Below are 22486 nucleotides of genomic sequence, written 5' to 3'. Positions count from 1 at the left end.
AATGGAGTACAAACGGATGACCGCGTTCAAGACCCTCGACGATATCGGTGACGTCACCGACAAGCGCGTTCTCGTGCGCGTCGATCTCAACGTCCCGATGATCGATGGCGCGGTCAGCGACGCGACGCGCATCCAGGCGGCGATGCCGACGATCCGCGAATTGTCGGACAAGGGCGCGATTGTTCTGCTGCTCGCGCATTTCGGGCGGCCGAAGGGGGCGAAGAACCCGACACAGTCATTGAGCCTCGTCATGGGCGGCGTCGAGGATGTGCTGGGCCATTCGGTGATGTTCATTCCCGAAGCGGTCGGCGAGGGCGCGAAGGCGGGCGTTGCCGTGCTCGCGCCGGGCGATGTCGCGGTGCTCGAGAACACGCGCTTCTATCCCGGCGAGGAGCAGAACGACCCGGCCTTTGCCGATGCGCTCGCTGAAATCGGCGACCTGTATGTCAATGACGCCTTTTCGGCCGCGCACCGCGCGCATGGCTCGACCGAAGGCATCGCCCGGCGGCTTCCGGCCTATGCGGGGCGTGCGATGGAGGCCGAGCTGAAGGCGCTTGACGCCGCGCTCGGCAATCCGGTGCAGCCGGTCGCGGCGGTCGTCGGCGGCGCCAAGGTGTCGAGCAAGATCGATGTGCTGAGGAACCTCGTCGGCAAGGTCGATCATCTCATCATCGGCGGCGGCATGGCCAACACCTTTCTCGCCGCGCGCGGGGTCGATGTCGGCAAGTCGCTGTGCGAGCACGACCTGCTCGATACGGCGAACGCGATCTTCGACGCCGCCGACGCCGCGGGCTGCACGATCCATCTGCCCTATGACGTCGTGGTGGCAAGGGAGTTCGCGCCGAACCCGCCGACGCGCACCGTCAACGTTCACGAGGTCGCCGCCGACGAAATGATCCTCGACGTCGGCCCCGCCGCAGTTGAGGCGCTCGCCGACGTGCTCAAGAATTGCCGCACCCTGGTGTGGAACGGGCCGCTCGGGGCGTTCGAGACACCGCCCTTCGACAGCGCCACCGTCGCGCTCGCCAAAACCGCCGCGGCGCTGACGCGCGAAGGCTCGCTCACGTCGGTCGCGGGCGGCGGCGATACCGTCGCGGCGCTCAATCATGCCGGCGTTGCGGGCGACTTTACCTTTGTTTCGACCGCGGGTGGCGCCTTCCTCGAATGGATGGAAGGCAAGCCGCTGCCGGGCGTCGACGCGCTCAAAGCCTAGTTTTCGAGGGCAATTGCATCCCGCGTGGCGGGAGGCTATGCGCGCCGCCACATACGTATGCAAATCATCGGAGACCTTATGACAACCGCCAATGCCGAGATGCTGGACCAGATCAAGTCGGGACAGGGCTTCATCGCCGCGCTCGACCAGAGCGGGGGATCGACGCCCAAGGCATTGAAGGGTTATGGCATCGGCGAGGATGCCTTCTCGAACGACGAGGAAATGTTCGCGCTGATCCATGCGATGCGTTCGCGGATCGTCACCGCGCCGTGCTTCAACGGCGAGAAGGTGATCGGCGCGATCCTGTTCGAGCGGACGATGGACGGCGAAGCGGGCGGCAAGCCGGTGCCCGCGCTGCTTTGGGAACGCGGCGTCGTGCCGTTCCTGAAGGTCGACAAGGGGTTGGAAGACGAAGCCGATGGCGTTCAGCTGATGAAGGCCAATCCCGGTCTCGACGATTTGTGCAAGCGCGCGGTCGCCAAGGGGGTGTTCGGCACCAAGATGCGCAGCGTCGTCAACCTTGCCAATCCGGTGGGGGTCAAGGCGATTGTCGATCAACAGTTCGCCGAAGCCGCGCGCATCGCGGCGCACGGCCTGGTGCCGATCATCGAGCCCGAGGTGAACATCAAGAGCGCCGAGCGCGATGCGGCGGACCGGCTGTTGCTGAAAGAGCTGCTCGCGGCGCTTGACGCCTGGACCGGCGGGCCGGTGATGCTCAAACTATCGCTGCCGACCGAAGCCGGGCTGTTCCAGCCGCTCGTCGATCATCCCAAGGTGCTGCGCGTGGTTGCGCTGTCGGGTGGCTTTTCGCGCCCCGAGGCCTGCGCCGAACTGGCGAAGAATCCCGGCATCATTGCAAGCTTCAGCCGTGCGCTGTTGGAGGATCTGCGCGCGTCGATGAACGACGAGGAGTTCAACGCCTCGCTCGGCGGCGCGATCGACGAGATTCACGCGGCCTCGGTGGCCTGAGGTGAAGGGTGAGGGGCGGCGAACGGCGGATGGCCGCTTGCCGCCATCCTCCCGAAAGGCGGGCGGTCAGAGGCCGCCCGCGAAGGTGAAGGAAAAGCGGTAATCCCGATGGGCGATCGCCGCGTCGCTTCTTTTGCCGGGGCGAACCGCAGTGAGTGCAAACTGGCCATCGGCGAGATGCACGGCTTTGCCGAGTTCGACCTCGAAGGGCTGTTTCGTGCCATTGCCGCGATGCCAGATCATCTTCACGCGCACGCGGCCCGCCCAGACGCATTGCGCGTCCGCGGGGCAGCGGCTGTCCTCGATGATCGCAATCGGCTCGACGATCGGGCCATCCACATAGGCCTTCTGGCCGAGCCTGACATTGTCGCCGTCGGCAAGCGGCGCCTCCGTCGTCGTCGCGCACGTCGAAAGCAGCAGCGGACAGAGGGCGATTGCCGCAAGGTGCATGATCTTCTGCATTTGCCCGCATCTGGCGGCGTCGCTATGAACGCGCGATGACCACAGCCACGACCGCATCGACCTGCCAGCTCTACCTCATTTCCCCGCTCGACGTCGGCGGCGATTTTCCTGTGCGGCTGGAGGACGCGCTGGCCGCGGGGCCGGTCGCGGCCTTTCAGTTTCGCGTCAAGGGGCTGGACCAGCACGAGGCGGCGCGGCTCGCCGAGCCGTTGCAGGCGATCTGCGCGACGCATGAGGTCGCCTTTATCGTCAACGACGATGTCGCGCTGGCAAAGCGGCTGAAGGCCGACGGCGTGCATCTGGGGCAGGGCGATGGCGATCCGAAGGAGGCGCGCCGTCAGCTCGGTCCCGGCGCACAGATTGGCGTAACATGCCATAACAGCCGTCACCTCGCGATGGAGGCGGGAGAGGCTGGCGCCGATTATGTTGCCTTCGGCGCCTTTTTCCCGACGACGACCAAGGCGGTCGAACATCGCGCGGACCCTGAAATACTGACATGGTGGCAGGGGTTGTTCGAGCTGCCCTGCGTGGCGATCGGCGGAATCACCGTCGACAATGCGAAAAAGCTCGTCGAGGCAGGGGCCGATTTCCTTGCGGTGTCGGGAGGCGTCTGGGCCTATCGCGACGGTCCGGGCGCTGCGGTGCGCGCCTTTGCGGAAATCCTGGAAAATCAGCCCGCGGGATAATCGCGTCCGGGCCTTTTGGCATCGTCCTTTTCCGGGCGCTGTGCCGCCCTGTCCTTGCGCCAGCCGAACAGGCCGGCGCATGGCGCTTCACGCGGCGCAGGGACGGCATCGCCGCGCGGCGGCGGCGGGGAGGGTGAAGAAAGTTCGGCATTCATCATGGCCGCTCCTATGCCAGCGCGCGTCCGCTGCATATTGGATCGATCCGACAAATCGGCTTCGGTTCATCGCATTTCCCGGCCGACGGCGCGCAGCCTGCCGAGGCGGCGCCCACGCCGACACGGCGACTTGCCCTTCGGCGCGGGCGCGGCTAAAGGCGCGCTCCTGTGACCGGCTTATACAATAGGCCGGCGGCTCTTTCCATCCTTGTCCAAGTGAGTGTGCGCGATGAAGATCACCGGCGTTGAAATCCGTCCCGGCAATATAATCGAGTTTGAAGGCGGTATCTGGAAGGTCACCAAGATCCAGCACACCCAGCCGGGCAAGGGCGGCGCCTATATGCAGGTCGAGGCCAAGAATCTGATCGACGGACGCAAGCTCAACAACCGTTTCCGCAGCGCCGACACGGTGGAAAAGGTCCGCCTCGACACCAAGGATTTCCAGTATCTCTATGCCGAAGGCGACGATCTCGTCTTCATGGACAAGGACAGCTTCGAGCAGATCAATATCTCCAAGGATGTCGTCGGCGAAGCGCACGAGTTCCTGCAGGACGGCATGGACGTCGTGCTTGAGCTTTGGGAAGAGCGCCCGATCTCGGTCGAACTGCCCGAACAGATCGAGGCGACGATCGTCGAGGCCGATGCGGTGGTGAAGGGCCAGACGGCATCGTCGTCCTACAAGCCCGCGATTCTCGACAATGGCGTGCGCGTCATGGTGCCGCCGCACATCACCAGCGGGACGCGCATCGTGGTCAATGTCTATGACCGCGAATATGTGCGCCGCGCGGACTGATTAGTTCCCCTCCCGCTTGCGGGAGGGGTTAGGGGAGGGCTTGTCGAGGGACGGGCCTTCTTCCGAACGAAACATTCCCTCCCCCGACCCCTCCCGCAAGCGGGAGGGGGGAGTTATGACTATGGCCGTATCGGGCATCATCACCGTCATGGAACGCGCCGCGCGCAAGGCCGGATCCAAGCTGCGCCGCGATTTCGGCGAGGTCGAGCATTTGCAGGTGTCGCAAAAGGGACCAGCGGATTTCGTCTCGAAGGCCGATCAGGCCGCCGAGCGCACGCTTTACGACGAACTGACCCACGCGCGCCCCGGCTGGGGCTTCTTGATGGAAGAGGCCGGCGCGATCGAGGGCGAGCCGGGCAAGCCGCGCTTCATCATCGACCCGCTCGACGGCACGTCGAACTTCCTTCATGCGATTCCGCATTTCGCGATCTCGATCGCGGTGCAGGAGCCGAAGCTGGGGGGCGGCTGGGGCGACGTCACGGCGGCGCTGATCTATCAACCCGTCACCGACGAAAGCTATTGGGCCGAGCGCGGCCGCGGCGCGTGGCTGCACGACCGGCGCCTGCGCGTGGCGTCACGCCGCCATCTGGGCGAATGCCTGATCGCGACGGGCATTCCCTATATGGGCCATGGCAATATGGCGCAGTGGAGCCGCATTTTCGGCGCGGTCGCGCCCGAAGTCGCGGGCATCCGCCGCTTCGGCGCCGCCAGCCTCGACCTCGCCTGGGTCGCGGCGGGGCGCTACGATGGTTTCTGGGAAAGCGATTTGCAGGTGTGGGACGTCGCGGCGGGAATGCTGCTCGTGCGCGAGGCGGGCGGCTTCGTCAGCGATTTCCGCGGCGGCGACCGCGCGATCGAACGCAGCGAATATATCGCAGGCAGCGCCGCGGTGCATTCAAAGCTGCAGAAACTGGTCGCGGGCGCGCTGCGCAACGCTTGACGAGGGCGGCATTCCTTTGGTCGTCATGCCGGACACTTCGACGATCTCAGGACAGGCTTGATCCGGCATCCGTGCCCGCGGCGTTGTCATGGACCCCGGATCAAGTCCGGGGTGACGAGTGAGAAGTGGCGCTTTTGAACGCCCCCGTCACTCGTCGAAAACATATTCCCGGAAACTATCCATCAGCGATGCCCAGGTGTTGAACGTCTCGCCGACATTCTCGCGCGGGATTCCCGCGAAATCGAGGTCGACGTCCATTTCGAGCACCGGGTCGCCGGCATCGTCCCTATAGGCGCGCGCGAAGCGCTTTTCCTTGTTCCACTGGTTCAGCCGTTCGAGCGACATATCCTTCGCATCGCTGAAGCCCATATAATATTGGAGCGTCTTGCATTTTTGACCCCCCTCGCAATTCATAAAAAGAACAAGGAACTTCAGGCCATTGCGGCTGCTCTCGATATAGGGATCGTCGCCCTCTTTGGCGATGATCGTCGCGGGCCAGCCCTGCGACTCGACGATCGCCTTGATCGTCGCCGGATCCGCCGCGTTCACCAGTTCGGAATGGGCCGGAGTTGTCCAGAAAAGTGCGGTCGCGGCGAGGGCGAGCGCGGCGCGCGTGGTGATTGGTCCCATAATAGCTCCCATCGTCGATATAGCGCCCGAAAGACGCGGCATTGCGACCCGTTTTCTCCGACCTATCACAGCGATAGGCCCACTCGCCAGCGTGCAGTGGGGTGTTGGTCACGCAAGATACGAAAATCCTGCCCGCGGTGCTTGCGACACGCGGCGCGCTGGCCTAAAGCGCCCCCGATAACCGGGTGCGCGCCACCCCAAAAATTGCACAACGGAACTGCGAGCTCCCATGGTCGATCTGACTCAGTATCTGCCGATCCTGATATTCCTGGTCATTGCGGTCGGGTTGTCGGCGGCCTTTGTCTTCCTGCCGATGGGCGTCGCGCGGCTGACCGGGGCGCACAAGCCCGATCCGGCGAAGCTGACCGAATATGAATGCGGCTTTCCCGCGTTCGAGGATGCGCGCAGCCAGTTCGATGTGCGATTCTATCTCGTCGCCATCCTCTTCATCATCTTCGATCTCGAAGCCGCATTCCTGTTTCCGTGGGCAGTCAGCCTTGAAGAAATCGGCTGGGCCGGTTGGGCCACGATGATGATTTTCCTCGCCGAGCTTGCGATCGGCCTGATTTACGCATGGAAGAAAGGGGCGCTGGATTGGGAATGAGCAATTCGAGCATCCTGATGCCCGGCCAGATGCCGGTGGCGCCGGGGACCAGCCCCGACCAGTCGTTTTTCGACGATTTGAGCAGCGAGGTGGGTGACAAGGGCTTCCTCGTCACCTCGACCGAGGATCTGTTCAACTGGGCGCGCACCGGCTCGCTCTGGTGGATGACCTTTGGCCTCGCCTGCTGCGCGGTCGAGATGATCCATGTCAACATGCCGCGATACGACATGGAGCGTTTCGGCGTCGCGCCGCGCGCGTCCCCGCGCCAGTCGGATGTGATGATCGTCGCGGGCACGCTCTGCAACAAGATGGCGCCGGCGCTGCGCCGGGTTTACGACCAGATGTCGAACCCCAAATATGTCATCTCGATGGGCAGCTGCGCCAATGGCGGCGGCTATTATCACTACAGCTATTCGGTGGTGCGCGGCTGCGACCGCATCGTGCCCGTCGACATCTATGTCCCCGGCTGTCCGCCGACCGCCGAGGCTTTGCTCTATGGCGTGATGCAGTTGCAGCGGAAGATCCGCCGCACCGGGACGATTGAACGCTGATGGCCAGTCCTGCTCCCCTCGTCGCCCCGCGCGCGGGCCTTGCCGCCGCGCTTGAAAAGCTGCTCGGCAACGATCTGATCGAGCATGTCGTCGCCGTTGGCGAAGACAGCATCACCGTGCGCCGTGAGGCGATCGCCGGGGTGATGATCGCGCTGCGCGACAATCTCGATTATCAGCAGCTGATGGAAATCGCCGGGGTCGACTATCCCGACCGGCCCGAGCGGTTCGAGGTGGTCTACCACCTGCTCAGTGTGACGAAGAACCATCGCCTGCGCGTGCGCGTGTCGACCGACGAAGCGACGCCGGTGCCAACGATCGTGCCCGTCTGGCCGGTCGCGGGCTGGCTCGAGCGCGAAGTGTTCGACATGTATGGCGTGCTGTTCGCGGGCAACCCCGACCTGCGCCGTATCCTGACCGACTATGGTTTTCAGGGCCATCCGCAGCGCAAGGATTTCCCGCTGACCGGCTATACCGAGTTGCGCTATTCCGAAGAGGACAAGCGCGTCGTCTATGAGCCGGTGAAGCTGGCACAGGATTTCCGCAACTTCGACTTCCTGTCCCCATGGGAAGGCGCCGATTATGTGCTGCCGGGCGACGAAAAGGCCGGCGGCACGGGCGAGGCGCCGGGCAAGGGCGCGCCGACGCCGATGACGTCGAAAGACGTCAAGGCTGCCGACGACAAGGCCAAGGCGCCGCCGCCGCCGACTCCCAAAACCACCGAAAAGCCCGCCGACACCGGCGCGGGCAACAAGGCGAACAAGGCCGCCGCCAGGCCGAGCAAGGACGGCGCAAAGGCGAAGGCGGACGGCGAAGCCAAGACGCCCGCGACCAGGAAGGCCGAGAAGGCTGCGCCCAAGGCAAAGGCCCCGGCCAAGCCGCGCGCGCCGCGCAAGCCGAAATCAGGAGGTGACGCATGACCGACGCTCCTCAGGTCAAGCACCACGGCAGCGACATGTTCGAGGGCTATCCGGTCGACACCGCGAACACCGCGGGCGATCAGGTCGTCACCAATTACACGATCAACTTCGGCCCGCAGCACCCGGCGGCGCACGGCGTTTTGCGCATGGTGATGGAACTCGACGGCGAGATTATCGAGCGCGTCGATCCGCACGTCGGGCTGCTCCATCGCGGCACCGAAAAGCTGATCGAGTACAAGACCTATCTGCAGGCTTTGCCCTATTTCGACCGGCTCGACTATTGCTCGCCGCTCGGCATGGAGCACAGCTATGTGCTGGCCATCGAAAAACTGCTCGACCTCGAAGTGCCGGCGCGCGCGCAATATCTGCGCACGATGTTCGCCGAGCTGACGCGCATCTGCAACCATATGCTCAACATCGGGTCGCACGTCATGGACGTCGGTGCGATGACGCCGAACCTGTGGGTGTTCGAGCTGCGCGAGGATTGCCTCAACTTCTTCGAGCGCGCGAGCGGCGCGCGGATGCACAGCGCCTGGTTCCGCCCCGGCGGCGTCCATCAGGACGTGCCGGAAAAGCTGCTCGTCGACATCGGCGAATGGTGCGAAACGCGGCTGCCCAGGCTGTTCGGCGACGCGATGAGCCTCGTCATCGACAACCGCATCTTCAAACAGCGCAACGTCGACATCGCGACGGTGAGCAAGGAAGATGCGCTGGCGTGGGGCTTTTCCGGTCCGATGATCCGCGGCAGCGGCATCGCATGGGATTTGCGCAAGTCGCAGCCCTATGACGCCTATGCCGCGATGGACTTCGACATTCCCGTCGGCACGCGCGGCGATTGCTACGACCGCTTCATGGTGCGCGTCGAGGAAGTCTATCAGTCGGCGAAGATCATCAAACAGTGCCTGCGTGACATGCCCACCGGCCCGATCGCCAGCCTCGACCGCAAGGTCGTGCCGCCGAAGCGCGGCGAGATGAAGCAGTCGATGGAATCGCTGATCCATCACTTCAAGCTCTATACCGAAGGCTTCCACGTCCCCGCGGGCGAAGTCTATGTCGCGACCGAAAGCCCCAAGGGCGAGTTCGGCGTCTATCTGGTCAGCGACGGCACCAACAAGCCGTACCGCTGCAAGATCCGCCCGACGGCGTTTTCGCACCTGCAGGCGATGGACATGATGTGCAAGGGCCACATGCTTGCCGACACCACCGCGATCATCGGCGCGATCGACGTCGTGTTCGGGGAGTGCGACCGGTGAAGCGTTTTTGGACAGTGTTGGCGCTTTTTGCGGTTGCTGCGAGCACCCAATCGCGCGCCGACGATGGCGTGGTCGACAACAAAGATATCGTTCAGGATCATCTGAAGTCCGTAATGATCGCCAACTTCATAAAAAAAGATTTCTCGAAACATGTGAAACATCTGGGTCCAAATGTTTTGGTCGGCATTCAAGAGAATGGCCAAGGGCCAGTGAAATATGCCGAGGGTCCCAATGTTGTCGAAGGCATTTACGATATCATTACGACGCATAAAAAATATCCGCTCTCCGCGACATGCCAAAAGACAGCCACCGATAAGGGACCATTGGAAGATTTGGTAATGTGTTACCTGTTGGTCCAAAGGGATCAAGGCGCCCAAGCGAAGGTCCAGATGTTCTATGGGCTAGAGAAGGGGAAAATTGATCGAATGGTCATGGCTAAGGTGGAAGTCGACAATGCCTCCACGGCGGCTGGCCCCACAAAACCCGCAGGGCAGAACTGAAATGGCTGACGCACCCCAAATCCCCGACGAAGCCGAAATCCGCGCGCGCTGGGGCGCCTTTGCGTGGACGGCCGAAAATGCCGAGAAGGCCAAGCAGGTCATTGCGCGCTATCCCGCTGGGCGCCAGCGTTCGGCGGTGATGCCTTTGCTCGACCTCGCGCAGCGGCAGGTCGGCGCCGAGACGCAGACGCAGGGCTGGCTGCCCGTGCCGGTGATCGAATATGTCGCCGCGCAGCTCGATATGCCCTTCATCCGCGCCTATGAGGTCGCGACCTTTTACACCATGTACAACCTCGTCCCCGTCGGCCGCTATCATGTGCAGGTGTGCGGCACGACGCCGTGCCTGCTCCGCGGGTCGGACGATGTGATGGCGGCGTGCAAGAACCGCGGCATGGTGAAGGGCAAGACGACGCCCGACGGCCTGTTCACGCTCACCGAGGTCGAGTGCATGGGCACCTGCACCAACGCGCCGATGGTCCAGATCAACGACGATAATTACGAAGACCTCGATTACGACAGCATGACGCGCATCCTTGATGATCTCGCGGCGGGCAAACAGCCGAAAACGGGGACGCAGAACCCGCAGCGCCACACGAGCGAGCCCGAGGGCGGGCCGACGACGCTGAAGGAAATGGTCGAAGCCAATCATGACTATCGGAAGGAGTGGGGGGCATGACCAACTCTTCATTCCTTCGTCATGCCGGACTTGATCCGGCATCCATGACCACGACCGTTGCCTGGACCCCGGATCAAGTCCGGGGTGACGATATGGGAGAGGACGCATGAGCCTCGCCGACAAGGATCGCATTTTCACCAATCTCTACGGCTTCCAGCCGTGGAACCTCAAAGCTGCGCAGGTGCGCGGCGATTGGGACAACACCAGGGATCTGATGAAGCGCGGCCAGGACGCGATCATTGAGGAGATCAAGGCGTCGGGGCTGCGCGGCCGCGGCGGCGCGGGCTTCCCGACGGGGCTCAAGTGGAGCTTCATGCCAAAGGAGCCGCGCGCCGACCGCCCGAGCTTCCTCGTCATCAACGCCGACGAATCCGAACCCGGCTCGTGCAAGGACCGCGAAATCATCCGCCACGATCCGCACAAGCTGATCGAAGGCGCGCTGATCGCGGGCTATGCGATGCGCGCGCGCGCCGCGTACATCTATATCCGCGGCGAGTTCATCCGCGAGGCCGAGACGTTGTTCGCGGCGGTGCAGGAGGCCTATGACGCCGGGCTGCTCGGCAAGAATGCCGCGAAGTCGGGCTACGACTTCGACGTCTTCGTCCACCGCGGCGCCGGCGCCTATATCTGCGGCGAAGAAACCGCAATGATCGAAAGCCTTGAGGGTAAGAAGGGCCAGCCGCGCCTGAAACCGCCGTTCCCGGCGGGTGCGGGCCTCTACGGCTGCCCCACGACGGTGAACAATGTCGAAAGCATCGCGGTTGTCCCGACGATCCTGCGCCGCGGCGCGGCGTGGTTCTCCTCCTTCGGGCGCGAGAATAACAAGGGCACCAAGCTCTTCCAGATCAGCGGCCATGTGAACAAGCCCTGCGTCGTCGAGGAAGAGATGAGCATCTCCTTCCGCGAACTGATCGACCGGCATTGCGGCGGCATCCGCGGCGGCTGGGACAATCTGCTCGCGGTGATCCCCGGCGGTTCGTCGGTGCCGCTGGTTCCGGCGGCAGAGATCATGGACTGTCCGATGGATTTCGACGGGTTGAAGGCCGTCGGTTCGGGCCTTGGCACCGCCGCCGCGATCGTGATGGACAAGTCGACCGACATCGTCCAGGCGATCAGTCGCATCAGCTATTTCTACAAGCATGAAAGCTGCGGCCAGTGCACCCCGTGCCGCGAAGGCACCGGCTGGATGTGGCGCGTGATGGAGCGGCTGCGCACCGGCAACGCCGACATCGGCGAGATCGACACGCTCTACGACGTCACCAAGCAGGTCGAGGGCCACACCATCTGCGCGCTCGGCGACGCCGCGGCATGGCCGATCCAGGGCCTGATCCGCCACTTCCGCCCCGAACTCGAACGCCGCATCCGCGAGAGTGGCGGCGTGATGGAGGCGGCGGAGTGATGCGCAACCTTTCCCTCCTCGTCACCCTGAACTCGTTTCAGGGTCCATGGCCGGTCGGTGCGGCAAGCGCAGCGGTTATGGATAGCGATGGGTCATGGATGCTGAAACAAGTTCAGCATGACGATTTTGGGGCGAGCACCAATGCCTAAAGTTACCGTAGATGGCGTAGAACTCGACGTTCCGCAGGGCGCGACCGTGCTGCAGGCGTGCGAGATGGCGGGGAAGGAAATCCCGCGCTTCTGCTACCACGAACGCCTCAGCATCGCCGGCAATTGCCGCATGTGCCTGGTCGAAGTGTCGCCCGGCCCGCCGAAGCCGCAGGCGTCGTGCGCGCTGCCGACCGCCGATGGGCAGGTGATCCGCACCGACAGCCCGATGGTCAAGAAGGCGCGCGAGGGGGTGATGGAGTTCCTGCTCATCAACCACCCGCTCGACTGCCCGATCTGCGACCAGGGCGGCGAATGCGATTTGCAGGACCAGTCGGTCGCCTATGGCCGCGGCGCGACGCGCTATGAGGAGAACAAGCGCGCCGTCACCGAGAAATATATGGGTCCGATCGTCAAGACGGTGATGACCCGCTGCATCCAGTGCACGCGCTGCGTCCGCTTCGCTGAGGAAGTCGCGGGTGTCGAGGACATCGGCGCGATCTATCGCGGCGAGAATATGCAGATCACCTCCTACCTGGAACATGCCGTCGCGAGCGAGCTTTCGGGCAATATCGTCGATTTGTGCCCCGTCGGCGCGTTGACGTCGAAGCCCTATGCGTTCGAGGCGCGGCCGTGGGAGCTGACCAAGACGCTCGGCATCGACATGATGGACGCGGTCGGCACCAATGTCCGCATCGATTCACGCGGGCGCCAGGTGCTGCGCGTGCTGCCGCGCGTCAACGATGATGTGAACGAGGAATGGGCGAGCGACAAGACACGCCACCATGTCGATGGCCTCGTCCGCCGCCGTCTCGACCGTCCGTTCGTTCGCAAGGACGGCCAGCTCGTCGAAGCGACATGGGCCGAAGCGTTCGAGGCGATCAGGGCGGTGAACGCCGGTTCGTCGGTCGCGGCGATTGCAGGCGACCTCGTCGATTGCGAGACGATGTTTGCCGCGAAATCGCTCGTCAACGCCCTCGGCTCGTCGTTGCTCGAAGGGCGGCAGACCGGGCTTGATTACGATGTCACCAGCCTGTCGGCGGTCAATTTCAACACGACGATCGCCGAGGCCGAGAATGCCGACGTGATCCTGCTCGTCGGCACGAACCTGCGCTGGGAAGCGCCGCTCATCAACACACGCGTCCGCAAGGCGGTGTGGAAGAAGGGCGCGAAGGTCTTTGCGATCGGGCCTGAAACCGATCTCACCTACAAGACCGAATGGCTCGGCGACGATGCGTCGCTCGTGGCGAATCTGCCCACTCACCTGCTCGACGCGCTGAAGGGCGCCGAGCGGCCGATGCTGATCTTCGGCGGCGGCGCGCTGTCGGTGCCCGGCGTCCACGGCGCGGGTCTCGCGCTCGCCAAGGCGGTGAACGCGGTCAAGGAGGGCTGGAACGGCTTTAACGTCGTGCATTTCTCGGCCGCGCGCATGGGTTCGCTGATGCTAGGCTACGGCCTGCCCGGCGGGATCAGGGACGTGATCGCGGCGAAGCCGAAGCTCGCCTTCTTCCTCGGCGCCGACGAGGTTGATTTTTCGGCCTTCGCCGAAACGTTCAAAGTCTATGTCGGGCACCACGGCGACAAGGGCGCGCACGCCGCCGACGTGATCCTGCCCGCGGCGGCGTGGACCGAGAAGGATTTCACCACGGTCAACACCGAAGGCCGCGTCCAGCGCAGCGAAAAGGCTGTGTTCGCACCGGGCGACGCGCGCGAGGACTGGAGCATTTTCCGTGCGCTCGCCGATGCGCTCGGCGTCAGCGTCGGCTTCGACAGCTTTGACGAATGCCGCGCGGCGATGATTGCCGCGGTGCCCGCGCTGGGCGTCGAAGGGCTTGCCGACTATGGCTGGACGGTGCCCAAGCTGCCCGCCAAGCCCGAAGCGCGCGCGATCCCGTCGCCGATCAAGGATTTCTACCTCACCAACGGCATCTGCCGCGCGTCGCCGACGATGCAGCGCTGCTCGGAAGAGCTGGTGCATGGTATTGAGTTTGCGGAGGCGGCGGAATGACATTGGCGTCATCTTTCGTCCCTTCTCCCCTTGCGGGAGAAGGATACGGAGCCTTGCCGCTGCAAGCGGCTAGGCTCAGTTGGATGAGGGGGTGCGCGCCGCAGGCGCGCGCGGCCGCAGGACGGCCGCTCATCCCTCACCCAGCTTCGACTAGGCGGCCGAGCCGCCAAGTCTTCGCAACCCTCTCCCGCAAGGGGAGAGGGGAAGGGGTTGCGTTCCAATGACCGAATTTTTCCAATCGCTCGGCATGTCCTATGAATGGGCGTGGGGCCTCGCGACCGTCGCGGGCATCCTGCTCATCGCGTTGCCGCTGATGCTTGCGGTGGCGATGATCATCTATGCCGACCGCAAGATCTGGGCGGCGATCGCGCTGCGCCGTGGTCCGAACGTCGTCGGGCCTTTCGGGCTGCTGCAATCGTTCGCCGACGGCCTGAAAGTGTTCCTGCAGGAAACGATTATCCCGAGTTCGGCCAACCGCGGCCTGTTCCTGATCGCGCCGATCATCACCTTCACCGTTGCGCTGCTGGCGTGGGCGGTGATTCCGTTCAATTCGGGCGCGGTGCTCGCCGACATCAACGTGGGGCTGCTCTACATCCTCGCGATCTCGTCGCTCGGCGTTTATGGCGTGATCCTGTCGGGCTGGTCGTCGAACTCCAAATATCCCTTCTTTTCCGCGCTCCGCGCCTCGGCGCAGATGATCAGCTATGAAGTGTCGATCGGCTTCATCCTGATCGGCGTCGTGCTGTTCGCCGACAGCTTCAACATGAACGAGATCGTCAAGGCGCAGCAGGGGCACGGGCTGGGCATCGTCAACGCCTTTGGCTTCAACCTGTTGCTTTTCCCGCTCGCGGTGATGTTCCTCATCTCGTCGCTCGCCGAAACCGCACGCGCGCCGTTCGACCTGACCGAAGCGGAATCGGAACTCGTCGCGGGGTATCAAACCGAATATTCGTCGATGAGCTTCGCGCTCTTCTGGCTCGGCGAATATGCCAACGTCCTGCTGATGTGCACGCTCAACGCGGTGCTCTTCTGGGGGGGCTGGCTGCCCCCGATCGACTGGGCGCCGCTTTATGCCGTTCCCGGCATCATCTGGCTGTTCGCGAAGATCCTGTTCTTCTTCTTCGTCTTCAGCTGGGTCAAGGCGACCGTCCCGCGCTACCGCTACGACCAGCTGATGCGGCTGGGCTGGAAAATCTTCCTGCCGATTTCGCTGATCTGGATCTTCCTGATCTCCGGCTATCTGATGCTGACGAGGTATTCATGAGTTACGTAGGTCATCTCGTCAAAAGCTTCACGCTGTGGGAGTTTGTGAAGGCGCACGCGCTCACGCTCAAATATTTCTTCAAGCCGAAGGCGACGATCAACTATCCGTTCGAGAAGAACCCGCTGAGCCCGCGTTTCCGCGGCGAGCATGCGCTGCGCCGTTATCCGAACGGCGAGGAGCGTTGCATCGCGTGCAAGCTGTGCGAAGCGGTGTGCCCGGCGCAGGCGATCACGATCGAGGCCGAACCGCGCGAAGACGGCTCGCGCCGCACGACGCGCTACGACATCGACATGACCAAGTGCATCTATTGCGGCTTCTGTCAGGAAGCCTGCCCGGTCGATGCGATCGTCGAGGGGCCGAACTTTGAGTTCGCGACCGAAACGCGCGAGGAGCTGCTCTATGACAAGGCCAAGCTGCTCGCCAATGGCGACAAATGGGAACGCGCGATTGCGGCGAATCTTGCCGCCGACGCGCCCTATCGGTAAGGGCGCGCGCATGATTGATTCAGCCGAGAAGATCCTCCCCGGAACGGGGAGGGGGACCACCCGTAGGGTGGTGGAGGGGTACGCGGTGTCATACGCTGTGGATGCGGGCCTGTGCCCCTCCACCATGCTTCGCATGGTCCCCCTCCCCCTGTGGGGGAGGACCGGCGCATGATCCAGCTTATCGCCTTCTACCTGTTCGCAACCATCGTCATCGCCTCCGCCGCGATGGTGATTTTCGCGCGCAACCCGGTCCACAGCGTGATGTGGCTGATCCTCGCCTTCTTCAACGCGGCGGGGCTGATGCTGCTCGCGGGCGCGGAGTTCATCGCGATGCTGCTCGTCATCGTCTATGTCGGCGCTGTCGCGGTGCTGTTCCTGTTCGTCGTGATGATGCTCGACATCGATTTCGCCGAGCTGCGCGCTGGTTTCGTGCGTTATCTGCCGCTCGGCGCGCTTGTCGCGATCATCCTGGCGGCCGAGCTGGTCTTCGCGGTCGGCGCGTGGAGCGCGGGCGGGGTCGACCTGGCCGCGCGCGCCGCGCCCGTCGTCAGCGACAAGAGCAATATCCAGCAGATCGGCGAGCTGCTCTACACGAAATATATCTTCCTGTTCGAAGCGGCGGGCATCGTCCTGCTCGTCGCGATGATCGGCGCGATCGTGCTGACGCATCGTACTCGTGGGGGCGTGCGCGCGCAGAATATTTCGCAGCAGGTGCGCCGCCGTCCGGAGGATGCGACGCGCCTCGTCGATCCGGGCACCGGGCAGGGGGTGGAGCTGTGATTTCCGTCGGCCATTATCTTGCCGTTTCGGCGGTGCTGTTCACATTGGGCGTGCTTGGCATCTTCATCAACCGCAAGAATATCATCGTCATCCTGATGGCGATCGAGCTCATTCTGCTGGCGGTAAACATCAACCTCGTCGCGTTCAGCGCCGCGCTGGGCGATCTGGTCGGGCAGGTGTTTTCGATGTTCGTGCTGACCGTCGCCGCGGGTGAAGCGGCGATCGGTCTTGCAATCCTTGTTGTTTATTTCCGCGGCCGCGGCACCATTGCCGTCGACGATGCCAACCGGATGAAGGGGTAAGCCGGTGATCCAGGCGATCGTTTTCCTGCCGCTGCTCGCGGCGCTTGTTGCAGGGCTGGGCCAGCGGGCCATCGGCGCGACCGCGTCGAAAATCCTGACCACCGGCGCGCTGTTCACCAGCTGCGCGCTCAGCTGGCCGATCTTCCTGTCCTTCGTGATGGGGACCGGTGAGGCCGAAGTCGTTACCGTGCTGCACTGGGTTTCGTCGGGCGCGCTCCAGTTCAACTGGGAGCTGCGCGTCGATACGCTGACCGCGGTGATGCTCGTTGTCATCACGACGGTGTCGGCGCTCGTCCACCTCTATAGCTGGGGCTATATGGAGGAAGACCCGGACCAGCCGCGCTTCTTCGCTTACCTGTCGCTCTTCACCTTCGCGATGCTGATGCTGGTGACCGCGAACAATCTGGTCCAGATGTTCTTCGGCTGGGAAGGCGTCGGCCTTGCCTCCTATCTGCTCATCGGCTTCTGGTACAAGAAGCCGAGCGCCAATGCCGCCGCGATCAAGGCGTTCGTCGTCAACCGCGTCGGCGACCTTGGCTTCATGCTCGGTATTTTCGGCACCTTCCTGGTGTTCGGCACCGTTTCGATCCCCGAGATTCTGGCCGCCGCGCCGGGCATGGCGGGCAGCAGCATCACCTTCCTGGGGATGCGGCTCGACACGATGACGATCCTCTGCCTGCTCTTGTTCATCGGCGCGATGGGCAAGTCGGCGCAGCTCGGCCTGCACACCTGGCTTCCCGACGCGATGGAGGGTCCGACGCCGGTGTCGGCGCTGATCCACGCCGCGACGATGGTCACCGCGGGCGTCTTCATGGTTTGCCGGCTGTCGCCGATGTTCGAGACCGCGCCGATCGCGCTCGGCGTCGTCACCTTCGTCGGCGCCGCGACTTGTCTTTTCGCCGCGACTGTCGGCACGACGCAGTGGGACATCAAGCGCGTCATCGCCTATTCGACCTGCTCGCAGCTCGGTTACATGTTCTTCGCCGCGGGCGTCGGCGCCTATGGCGCGGCGATGTTCCACCTCTTCACGCACGCCTTTTTCAAGGCGCTCTTGTTCCTGGGCGCGGGCTCGGTGATCCATGCGATGCACCACGAACAGGACATGCGCTATTATGGCGGCCTGCGGAAACATATCCCGCTCACCTATTGGGCGATGATGGCGGGCACACTGGCGATCACCGGCGTCGGCATCGCGGGTGTCGCGGGCTTTGCGGGTTTCCATTCGAAGGACGGCATCCTCGAGGCGGCCTTTGCAGCGGGCGGCGGCGGGCAGGTCGCCTTCTGGGTCGGTATCTTTGCCGCGCTACTGACGAGCTTCTATTCGTGGCGCCTCGTCTTCCTGACCTTCCACGGCAAGCCGCGCTGGGAAGAGAGCGAGCATATCCAGCATGCGGTGCACGGCGAACATGAGGAGCCGTCCGCCGAGCATTCGAGCGGTGATCATGCGCCGCACCATCACGACGCGCACGGCGACGGCACCGCGGGTTACCACCCGCATGAAAGCCCGCTGTCGATGCTGATCCCGCTCGGCGTCCTGTCGCTCGGCGCGGTGTTTGCGGGTTTCGTCTTCGCGCACCCCTTCATCTATCCCGAGGAAGGCATGGCCTTCTGGGCGGGCAGCATCGCGTTCGACGAGCATCTGATGCACGCCGCGCACGAAGTGCCGACTTGGGTGAAGTGGACGCCGTTCACCGTGATGGCGATCGGCCTGTTCCTCGCGTGGAACAGCTATATTCGCAACACCACGCTGCCCGCGCGTTTCGTGGCGCAGTTCAGGCTGCTCCACCAGTTTCTCTACAACAAATGGTATTTCGACGAGCTCTACCACATCCTCTTTGTGAAGCCCGCCTTCTGGATCGGCCGCTTCTTCTGGAAGAAAGGTGACGAAGGCACCATCGACCGCTTCGGCCCCGATGGCGCGGCGGCGCTCGTCGCCGGGGGGACGCGGCTCGCGGTCCGGCTGCAATCGGGTTATGTTTATGGATATGCGTTTGTGATGCTGCTCGGTCTTGTCGGCCTCGCCAGCTGGGCCATGGTGAATTTCCTGTGAGCGGGCTTCCCATCCTGTCGCTGATGCTGGCGATCCCCGCGATCGCCGCCATCCTCTGCCTCTATGCGGGCGACCGCAACGCGCGCGTCATTGCGCTCGCCGCGACCTTGATCGACTTTGCGCTGGGCGTCCTGCTCTGGGCCAATTTCGACATCGGCGGCGCGCAGTGGCAGTTCACCGAGCGTGCCGACCTGTTCGGGCGCTTCCAGTGGGCGCTCGGCATCGACGGCATGGCGCTGATGCTCATCATGCTCAGCGTATTCCTGATGCCGCTGTGCATCCTCGCGAGCTGGGATGCGATCAAGAGCCGCGTCGGCCTCTACATGGCGATGTTCCTGATCATGGAAGTCGTGATGATCGGCGTCTTCATGGCGCAGGATCTGCTGCTCTTCTACATCTTCTTCGAGGCCGGCCTGATCCCGATGTATTTCATCATCGGCATCTGGGGCGGCGCCAACCGGATCTACGCCGCGTTCAAATTCTTCCTCTACACGCTGCTCGGTTCGGTGCTGATGCTGATCGCGATGATCGCGATGATCGCCGAGGCGGGGACGACCGATATCCCGACGCTGCTCAATTACGACTTCCCGCCGGAAATGCAGACCTGGCTGTGGCTCGCTTTCTTCGCGAGCCTCGCGGTCAAGATGCCGATGTGGCCCGTCCACACCTGGCTTCCCGACGCGCATGTGCAGGCGCCGACCGCGGGCTCGATGATCCTGGCGGGCGTGCTCCTGAAGCTCGGCGCCTATGGCTTCCTGCGCTTCATGATGCCGATGTTCCCCGACGCTTCGGCGCAGCTGATGTGGCTGGTGTTCGGTCTGTCGATGGTCGCGGTGGTCTATACCAGCCTTGTCGCGCTGGTGCAGAACGACATGAAGAAGCTGATCGCCTATTCGTCGGTCGCCCACATGGCCATCGTCACGGCGGGCCTCTTTGCCTTCAACCAGCAGGGAATCGAGGGCGCGCTGATCATCATGCTCAGCCATGGTGTCGTTTCGGCCGCGCTCTTCTTCTGCGTCGGGGTGATCTATGACCGGCTGCACACGCGCGAAATCGACCGCTACGGCGGCCTCGCCGTGAACATGCCGGCCTATGCGCTCTTCTTCATGCTGTTCACCATGGCGTCGATCGGCCTGCCGGGGACGAGCGGTTTCGTCGGCGAGTTCCTGAGCCTGCTCGGCATTTACGAGGCGTCGAGCGTCGTCGCCTTTGTCTGCACCACCGGCATCATACTCGGCGCCGCGTACATGCTCTATCTCTATCGCCGCGTCGTGTTCGGCGAATTGACCAAGGACGATGTGAAGGCGATGCCCGACCTCAATCCGCGCGAATGGGCGATCATGGCGCCGCTCGCCGCCGTGGCGCTGTGGATGGGCGTCTATCCCGAAAGCTTCCTCGCGCCGATGCGCGGCGACGTGACCACCGTGGTCGCGCGCCTCGCCCCCGCGAAACCCGCGGGCGACGCGCAGCTTGCCGCGGGCAAGCCGAAGCCCGCCGCTCCACATGGTGAAGCCGCGCATGGCTCCGCCCACGCGGGAGGCGTCCAATGACCGCCGATCTCGCGCTCATCTGGCCCGAACTGATCCTGACGATCGGTGGGCTCATCACGCTGATGCTCGGCACCTTCATGGGTGACCGGCAGGTCGGCATCTACCAGCTCAGCGCGCTGCTGACGCTCGCCGCGGCCGCGGCGGCCGTCGTCGCGCTGTTCGGCGTCGAGGCGACGGTCTTTTCGGGCACGCTGTCGGTCGACGCCTTCGGCGGCTTCGCCAAACTGCTCATCTATGCCGCGAGCTTCGTGTGCATTCTCGTCGCGCCGCGCTTCTTCAGCGGCGGGATGCGCGCCGAATATCCGACGCTGATCCTGTTCGCGGCGCTCGGCATGGGGATCATGGCATCGTCGCGCGACCTGATGACGCTCTATGTCGGGCTCGAACTCAACAGCCTTGCCGCCTATGTGCTCGCGAGCTTCATGCGCACCGACGAGCGGTCGAGCGAAGCGGGGCTGAAGTATTTCGTGCTCGGCGCGCTGGCGTCGGGGATGCTGCTTTATGGCATCTCGCTGCTCTATGGCTTCACCGGCACGACCGATTTCGCGGGCATCGCCGCGGCGATGGGCGATGAGCCGGGTATCGGCCTGATCTTCGGCATCGTCTTCGTGCTTTCGGGGCTGGGTTTCAAGATCAGCGCGGTGCCGTTCCACATGTGGACGCCCGACGTCTATGAAGGCGCGCCGACTCCGGTGACGACCTTCTTTGCCAGTGCGCCCAAGGTGGCGGCGATGGCGCTGATGACGCGGATCGTCATCGACGCGATGGGGCCCGCGGTCGGCGCGTGGCAGCAGATCGTCATCTTCCTCGCGCTCGCCTCGATCATCCTCGGCGCGGTCGGCGCGATCGGGCAGAAGAATATCAAACGCCTGCTCGCCTATTCGTCGATCAACAATGTCGGTTTCATGCTGATCGGCCTTGCCGCCGGAACGCAGCAGGGGGTCGAGGGTGTGCTGACCTATCTGCTCGTCTATCTCGTCACCACGCTCGGCGCTTTCCTCGTCGTGCTGCAACTGCGCGATGAGGGCGGCAATCAGGTCGAAAGCATCCCCGCGCTCGCCGGCCTGTCGCAACGGCGTCCGGGACTGGCGGCGGCGCTGTCGGTCTTCCTGTTCAGCCTCGCCGGCATTCCGCCGCTGTTCGGTTTCTGGCCCAAATATCTGGTGTTCGAGGCTGCCGTGAACGCAAACCTCGTGCCGCTGGCGGTCGCGGGCATCGTCGCATCGGTGATCGGCGCCTTCTATTATATCGCGATCATCAAGACGATGTATTTCGACGATAAATCGGAGGTGGAGGTGACCGGCGGCGGCAATGCGGTCGAGGGCACGATCGTCGCGGCGAGCGCGCTGTGGCTGTCGGCGGTCGGTTATCTCTTCATTCCGATGCTCGCCGTGGCTTCGGCGCACGCCGCAGCGGTGCTGTTCTGATCCCGCCGATCGAGCGGATCGCGCAGACAGGTTCGACCAACGCCGACCTGCTGGCGCGGCTGGCAGGCGGCGAGCATGTCGGCGAGGGGCATTGGCTGATCGCCGACCGCCAGACCGCCGGGCGCGGCCGCCTGGGCCGCGGCTGGAACGACGGGCGGGGCAATTTCATGGGCTCGACGGTCGTGCACCTGACGGTCGGCGATCCGTCGGCGGCGACGCTCGCGCTCGTCGCCGGGGTGGCGCTCGCCAGGACCGTCGCCGCGCTGGCGCCCCAGGTCGGCGCCCAGCTCAAATGGCCGAACGACCTGTTGATCGATGGCGCGAAGTGCGCGGGCATCTTGATGGAGCGCACGGGCAATTCGGTGGTGATCGGCGTCGGCGTCAACCTCGTCAGCGCGCCCGACCTGCCCGACCGCCCGACCGCAACGCTGTCCGGTAAGGGCGCCACGATCGACCGCGATCATTTCGCGAACGCGCTTGGCATCGCGATGATCGACGCGCTGTGGACCTGGCGGCAGGAGGGAGTCGCGAGCATCGTGCGCGCCTGGCTTCCGCTCGCGCACCCCGTCGGCACACCGCTGCGCGTGTCCGAACAAGGCATCGACGGCTTTTTCGACGGGCTTGCCGAAGACGGCGCGCTGCGCTTGCGCCGCGACGGCGGGGAGATCATGCTGATTCATGCGGGGGACGTCGAGCTCCGCCGCCCGGTGGTTGAAGGATAACGCC

24 protein-coding genes are annotated in these 22486 nt (G+C 64.0%); 21 read left to right on the top strand and 3 right to left on the bottom strand.

What is annotated here, in order from left to right; all coding sequences use genetic code 11:
• The first annotated feature begins 16 nt into the window (after positions 1–16).
• The gene (locus SPYCA_RS06200; RefSeq protein ID WP_172594987.1) at positions 17–1213 is read left to right on the top strand and encodes a phosphoglycerate kinase; all 1197 of its coding nucleotides are present in this window, start codon (positions 17–19) and stop codon (positions 1211–1213) included.
• A 99-nt stretch (positions 1214–1312) separates the two neighbouring features.
• Positions 1313–2182 carry a fructose bisphosphate aldolase gene (locus SPYCA_RS06195; protein ID WP_172595143.1) on the top strand — a complete coding sequence of 290 codons (870 nt, stop codon included), beginning with the start codon at positions 1313–1315 and terminating at the stop codon, positions 2180–2182.
• 66 nt (positions 2183–2248) lie between these two features.
• Here SPYCA_RS06195 and SPYCA_RS06190 read toward each other — a convergent pair whose 3' ends face one another.
• Positions 2249–2644, bottom strand: a complete 396-nt coding sequence (locus tag SPYCA_RS06190; RefSeq protein WP_232003554.1) for a hypothetical protein — start codon at positions 2642–2644, stop codon at positions 2249–2251.
• Positions 2645–2679: 35 nt separating this feature from the next.
• Between SPYCA_RS06190 and thiE the strand changes: the two genes are divergently transcribed.
• Positions 2680–3330: a thiamine phosphate synthase gene (gene thiE / locus SPYCA_RS06185; protein ID WP_120219389.1), complete on the top strand. Its 651-nt coding sequence runs from the start codon at positions 2680–2682 to the stop codon at positions 3328–3330.
• Here thiE and SPYCA_RS19225 read toward each other — a convergent pair.
• Entirely contained in the window at positions 3315–3488 is a 174-nt protein-coding gene (locus SPYCA_RS19225) for a hypothetical protein (protein WP_172594986.1), read from the bottom strand. The genes thiE and SPYCA_RS19225 overlap by 16 nt on opposite strands.
• Before the next feature lie 226 nt (positions 3489–3714).
• Between SPYCA_RS19225 and efp the strand changes: the two genes are divergently transcribed.
• Together efp and SPYCA_RS06170 are read left to right on the top strand one after the other, a co-directional pair.
• Positions 3715–4278: an elongation factor P gene (gene efp / locus SPYCA_RS06180; RefSeq protein WP_120219387.1), complete on the top strand. Its 564-nt coding sequence runs from the start codon at positions 3715–3717 to the stop codon at positions 4276–4278.
• Between the two features lie 121 nt (positions 4279–4399).
• Positions 4400–5218 carry an inositol monophosphatase family protein gene (locus tag SPYCA_RS06170; protein WP_120219385.1) on the top strand — a complete coding sequence of 273 codons (819 nt, stop codon included), beginning with the start codon at positions 4400–4402 and terminating at the stop codon, positions 5216–5218.
• Between the two features lie 147 nt (positions 5219–5365).
• On the opposite strand, the gene SPYCA_RS06165 is transcribed toward SPYCA_RS06170, so the two are convergent.
• A complete protein-coding gene (locus SPYCA_RS06165) occupies positions 5366–5848 on the bottom strand; it encodes a YbjN domain-containing protein (protein ID WP_120219383.1) in 483 nt (160 codons plus the stop codon).
• A 229-nt stretch (positions 5849–6077) separates the two neighbouring features.
• Here SPYCA_RS06165 and SPYCA_RS06160 point away from each other — a divergent pair, with 229 nt between their 5' ends.
• The 16 genes from SPYCA_RS06160 to SPYCA_RS06085 all read left to right on the top strand — a co-directional run bounded on the left by SPYCA_RS06160 (position 6078) and on the right by SPYCA_RS06085 (position 22482).
• The gene (locus SPYCA_RS06160) at positions 6078–6452 is read left to right on the top strand and encodes an NADH-quinone oxidoreductase subunit A (RefSeq protein WP_120219382.1); all 375 of its coding nucleotides are present in this window, start codon (positions 6078–6080) and stop codon (positions 6450–6452) included.
• The gene (locus SPYCA_RS06155; protein WP_120219380.1) at positions 6449–7003 is read left to right on the top strand and encodes a NuoB/complex I 20 kDa subunit family protein; all 555 of its coding nucleotides are present in this window, start codon (positions 6449–6451) and stop codon (positions 7001–7003) included. Before SPYCA_RS06160 ends, SPYCA_RS06155 begins: the two co-directional genes overlap by 4 nt.
• Positions 7003–7920 carry an NADH-quinone oxidoreductase subunit C gene (locus SPYCA_RS06150; protein WP_120219378.1) on the top strand — a complete coding sequence of 306 codons (918 nt, stop codon included), beginning with the start codon at positions 7003–7005 and terminating at the stop codon, positions 7918–7920. Before SPYCA_RS06155 ends, SPYCA_RS06150 begins: the two co-directional genes overlap by 1 nt.
• Positions 7921–7955: 35 nt before the next feature.
• On the top strand, positions 7956–9173 hold the full coding sequence (locus tag SPYCA_RS06145) for an NADH-quinone oxidoreductase subunit D (protein WP_172595141.1): 1218 nt from the start codon (positions 7956–7958) through the stop codon (positions 9171–9173).
• Complete coding sequence (locus SPYCA_RS06140; RefSeq protein ID WP_146625092.1) at positions 9170–9673, top strand: hypothetical protein; 504 nt, start codon at positions 9170–9172, stop codon at positions 9671–9673. Before SPYCA_RS06145 ends, SPYCA_RS06140 begins: the two co-directional genes overlap by 4 nt.
• Position 9674: 1 nt before the next feature.
• Complete coding sequence (locus tag SPYCA_RS06135) at positions 9675–10349, top strand: complex I 24 kDa subunit family protein (protein ID WP_120219374.1); 675 nt, start codon at positions 9675–9677, stop codon at positions 10347–10349.
• Positions 10350–10455: 106 nt separating this feature from the next.
• Positions 10456–11748, top strand: a complete 1293-nt coding sequence (gene nuoF / locus SPYCA_RS06130) for an NADH-quinone oxidoreductase subunit NuoF (protein ID WP_120219372.1) — start codon at positions 10456–10458, stop codon at positions 11746–11748.
• A gap of 141 nt (positions 11749–11889) precedes the next feature.
• Complete coding sequence (gene nuoG / locus SPYCA_RS06125) at positions 11890–13902, top strand: NADH-quinone oxidoreductase subunit NuoG (protein ID WP_120219370.1); 2013 nt, start codon at positions 11890–11892, stop codon at positions 13900–13902.
• A 220-nt stretch (positions 13903–14122) separates the two neighbouring features.
• A complete protein-coding gene (gene nuoH, locus SPYCA_RS06120; protein WP_120219368.1) occupies positions 14123–15166 on the top strand; it encodes an NADH-quinone oxidoreductase subunit NuoH in 1044 nt (347 codons plus the stop codon).
• Positions 15163–15651, top strand: coding sequence for an NADH-quinone oxidoreductase subunit NuoI (nuoI, locus tag SPYCA_RS06115; RefSeq protein ID WP_120219366.1), 489 nt, complete (start codon positions 15163–15165; stop codon positions 15649–15651). The genes nuoH and nuoI overlap by 4 nt, the downstream gene beginning before the upstream one ends.
• 168 nt (positions 15652–15819) lie before the next feature.
• On the top strand, positions 15820–16431 hold the full coding sequence (locus SPYCA_RS06110; RefSeq protein WP_120219364.1) for an NADH-quinone oxidoreductase subunit J: 612 nt from the start codon (positions 15820–15822) through the stop codon (positions 16429–16431).
• Complete coding sequence (nuoK, locus tag SPYCA_RS06105) at positions 16428–16733, top strand: NADH-quinone oxidoreductase subunit NuoK (protein ID WP_120219363.1); 306 nt, start codon at positions 16428–16430, stop codon at positions 16731–16733. The genes SPYCA_RS06110 and nuoK overlap by 4 nt, the downstream gene beginning before the upstream one ends.
• Before the next feature lie 4 nt (positions 16734–16737).
• Positions 16738–18783 (top strand): NADH-quinone oxidoreductase subunit L, encoded by a 2046-nt coding sequence (gene nuoL, locus SPYCA_RS06100; RefSeq protein WP_120219361.1) that lies wholly within the window; start codon positions 16738–16740, stop codon positions 18781–18783.
• Complete coding sequence (locus SPYCA_RS06095; RefSeq protein ID WP_120219360.1) at positions 18780–20333, top strand: NADH-quinone oxidoreductase subunit M; 1554 nt, start codon at positions 18780–18782, stop codon at positions 20331–20333. Before nuoL ends, SPYCA_RS06095 begins: the two co-directional genes overlap by 4 nt.
• Complete coding sequence (nuoN, locus tag SPYCA_RS06090; protein WP_120219358.1) at positions 20330–21760, top strand: NADH-quinone oxidoreductase subunit NuoN; 1431 nt, start codon at positions 20330–20332, stop codon at positions 21758–21760. Before SPYCA_RS06095 ends, nuoN begins: the two co-directional genes overlap by 4 nt.
• Positions 21682–22482: a biotin--[acetyl-CoA-carboxylase] ligase gene (locus tag SPYCA_RS06085; protein ID WP_120219357.1), complete on the top strand. Its 801-nt coding sequence runs from the start codon at positions 21682–21684 to the stop codon at positions 22480–22482. The genes nuoN and SPYCA_RS06085 overlap by 79 nt, the downstream gene beginning before the upstream one ends.
• The last annotated feature ends 4 nt before the right edge of the window (positions 22483–22486 follow it).

The sequence above is a fragment of the Sphingopyxis sp. FD7 genome (genome assembly GCF_003609835.1).
GTDB lineage: Bacteria > Pseudomonadota > Alphaproteobacteria > Sphingomonadales > Sphingomonadaceae > Sphingopyxis.
Note: the sequence above shows the minus strand (reverse complement) of the source record. Positions and strands in the feature narration are given on the sequence as shown.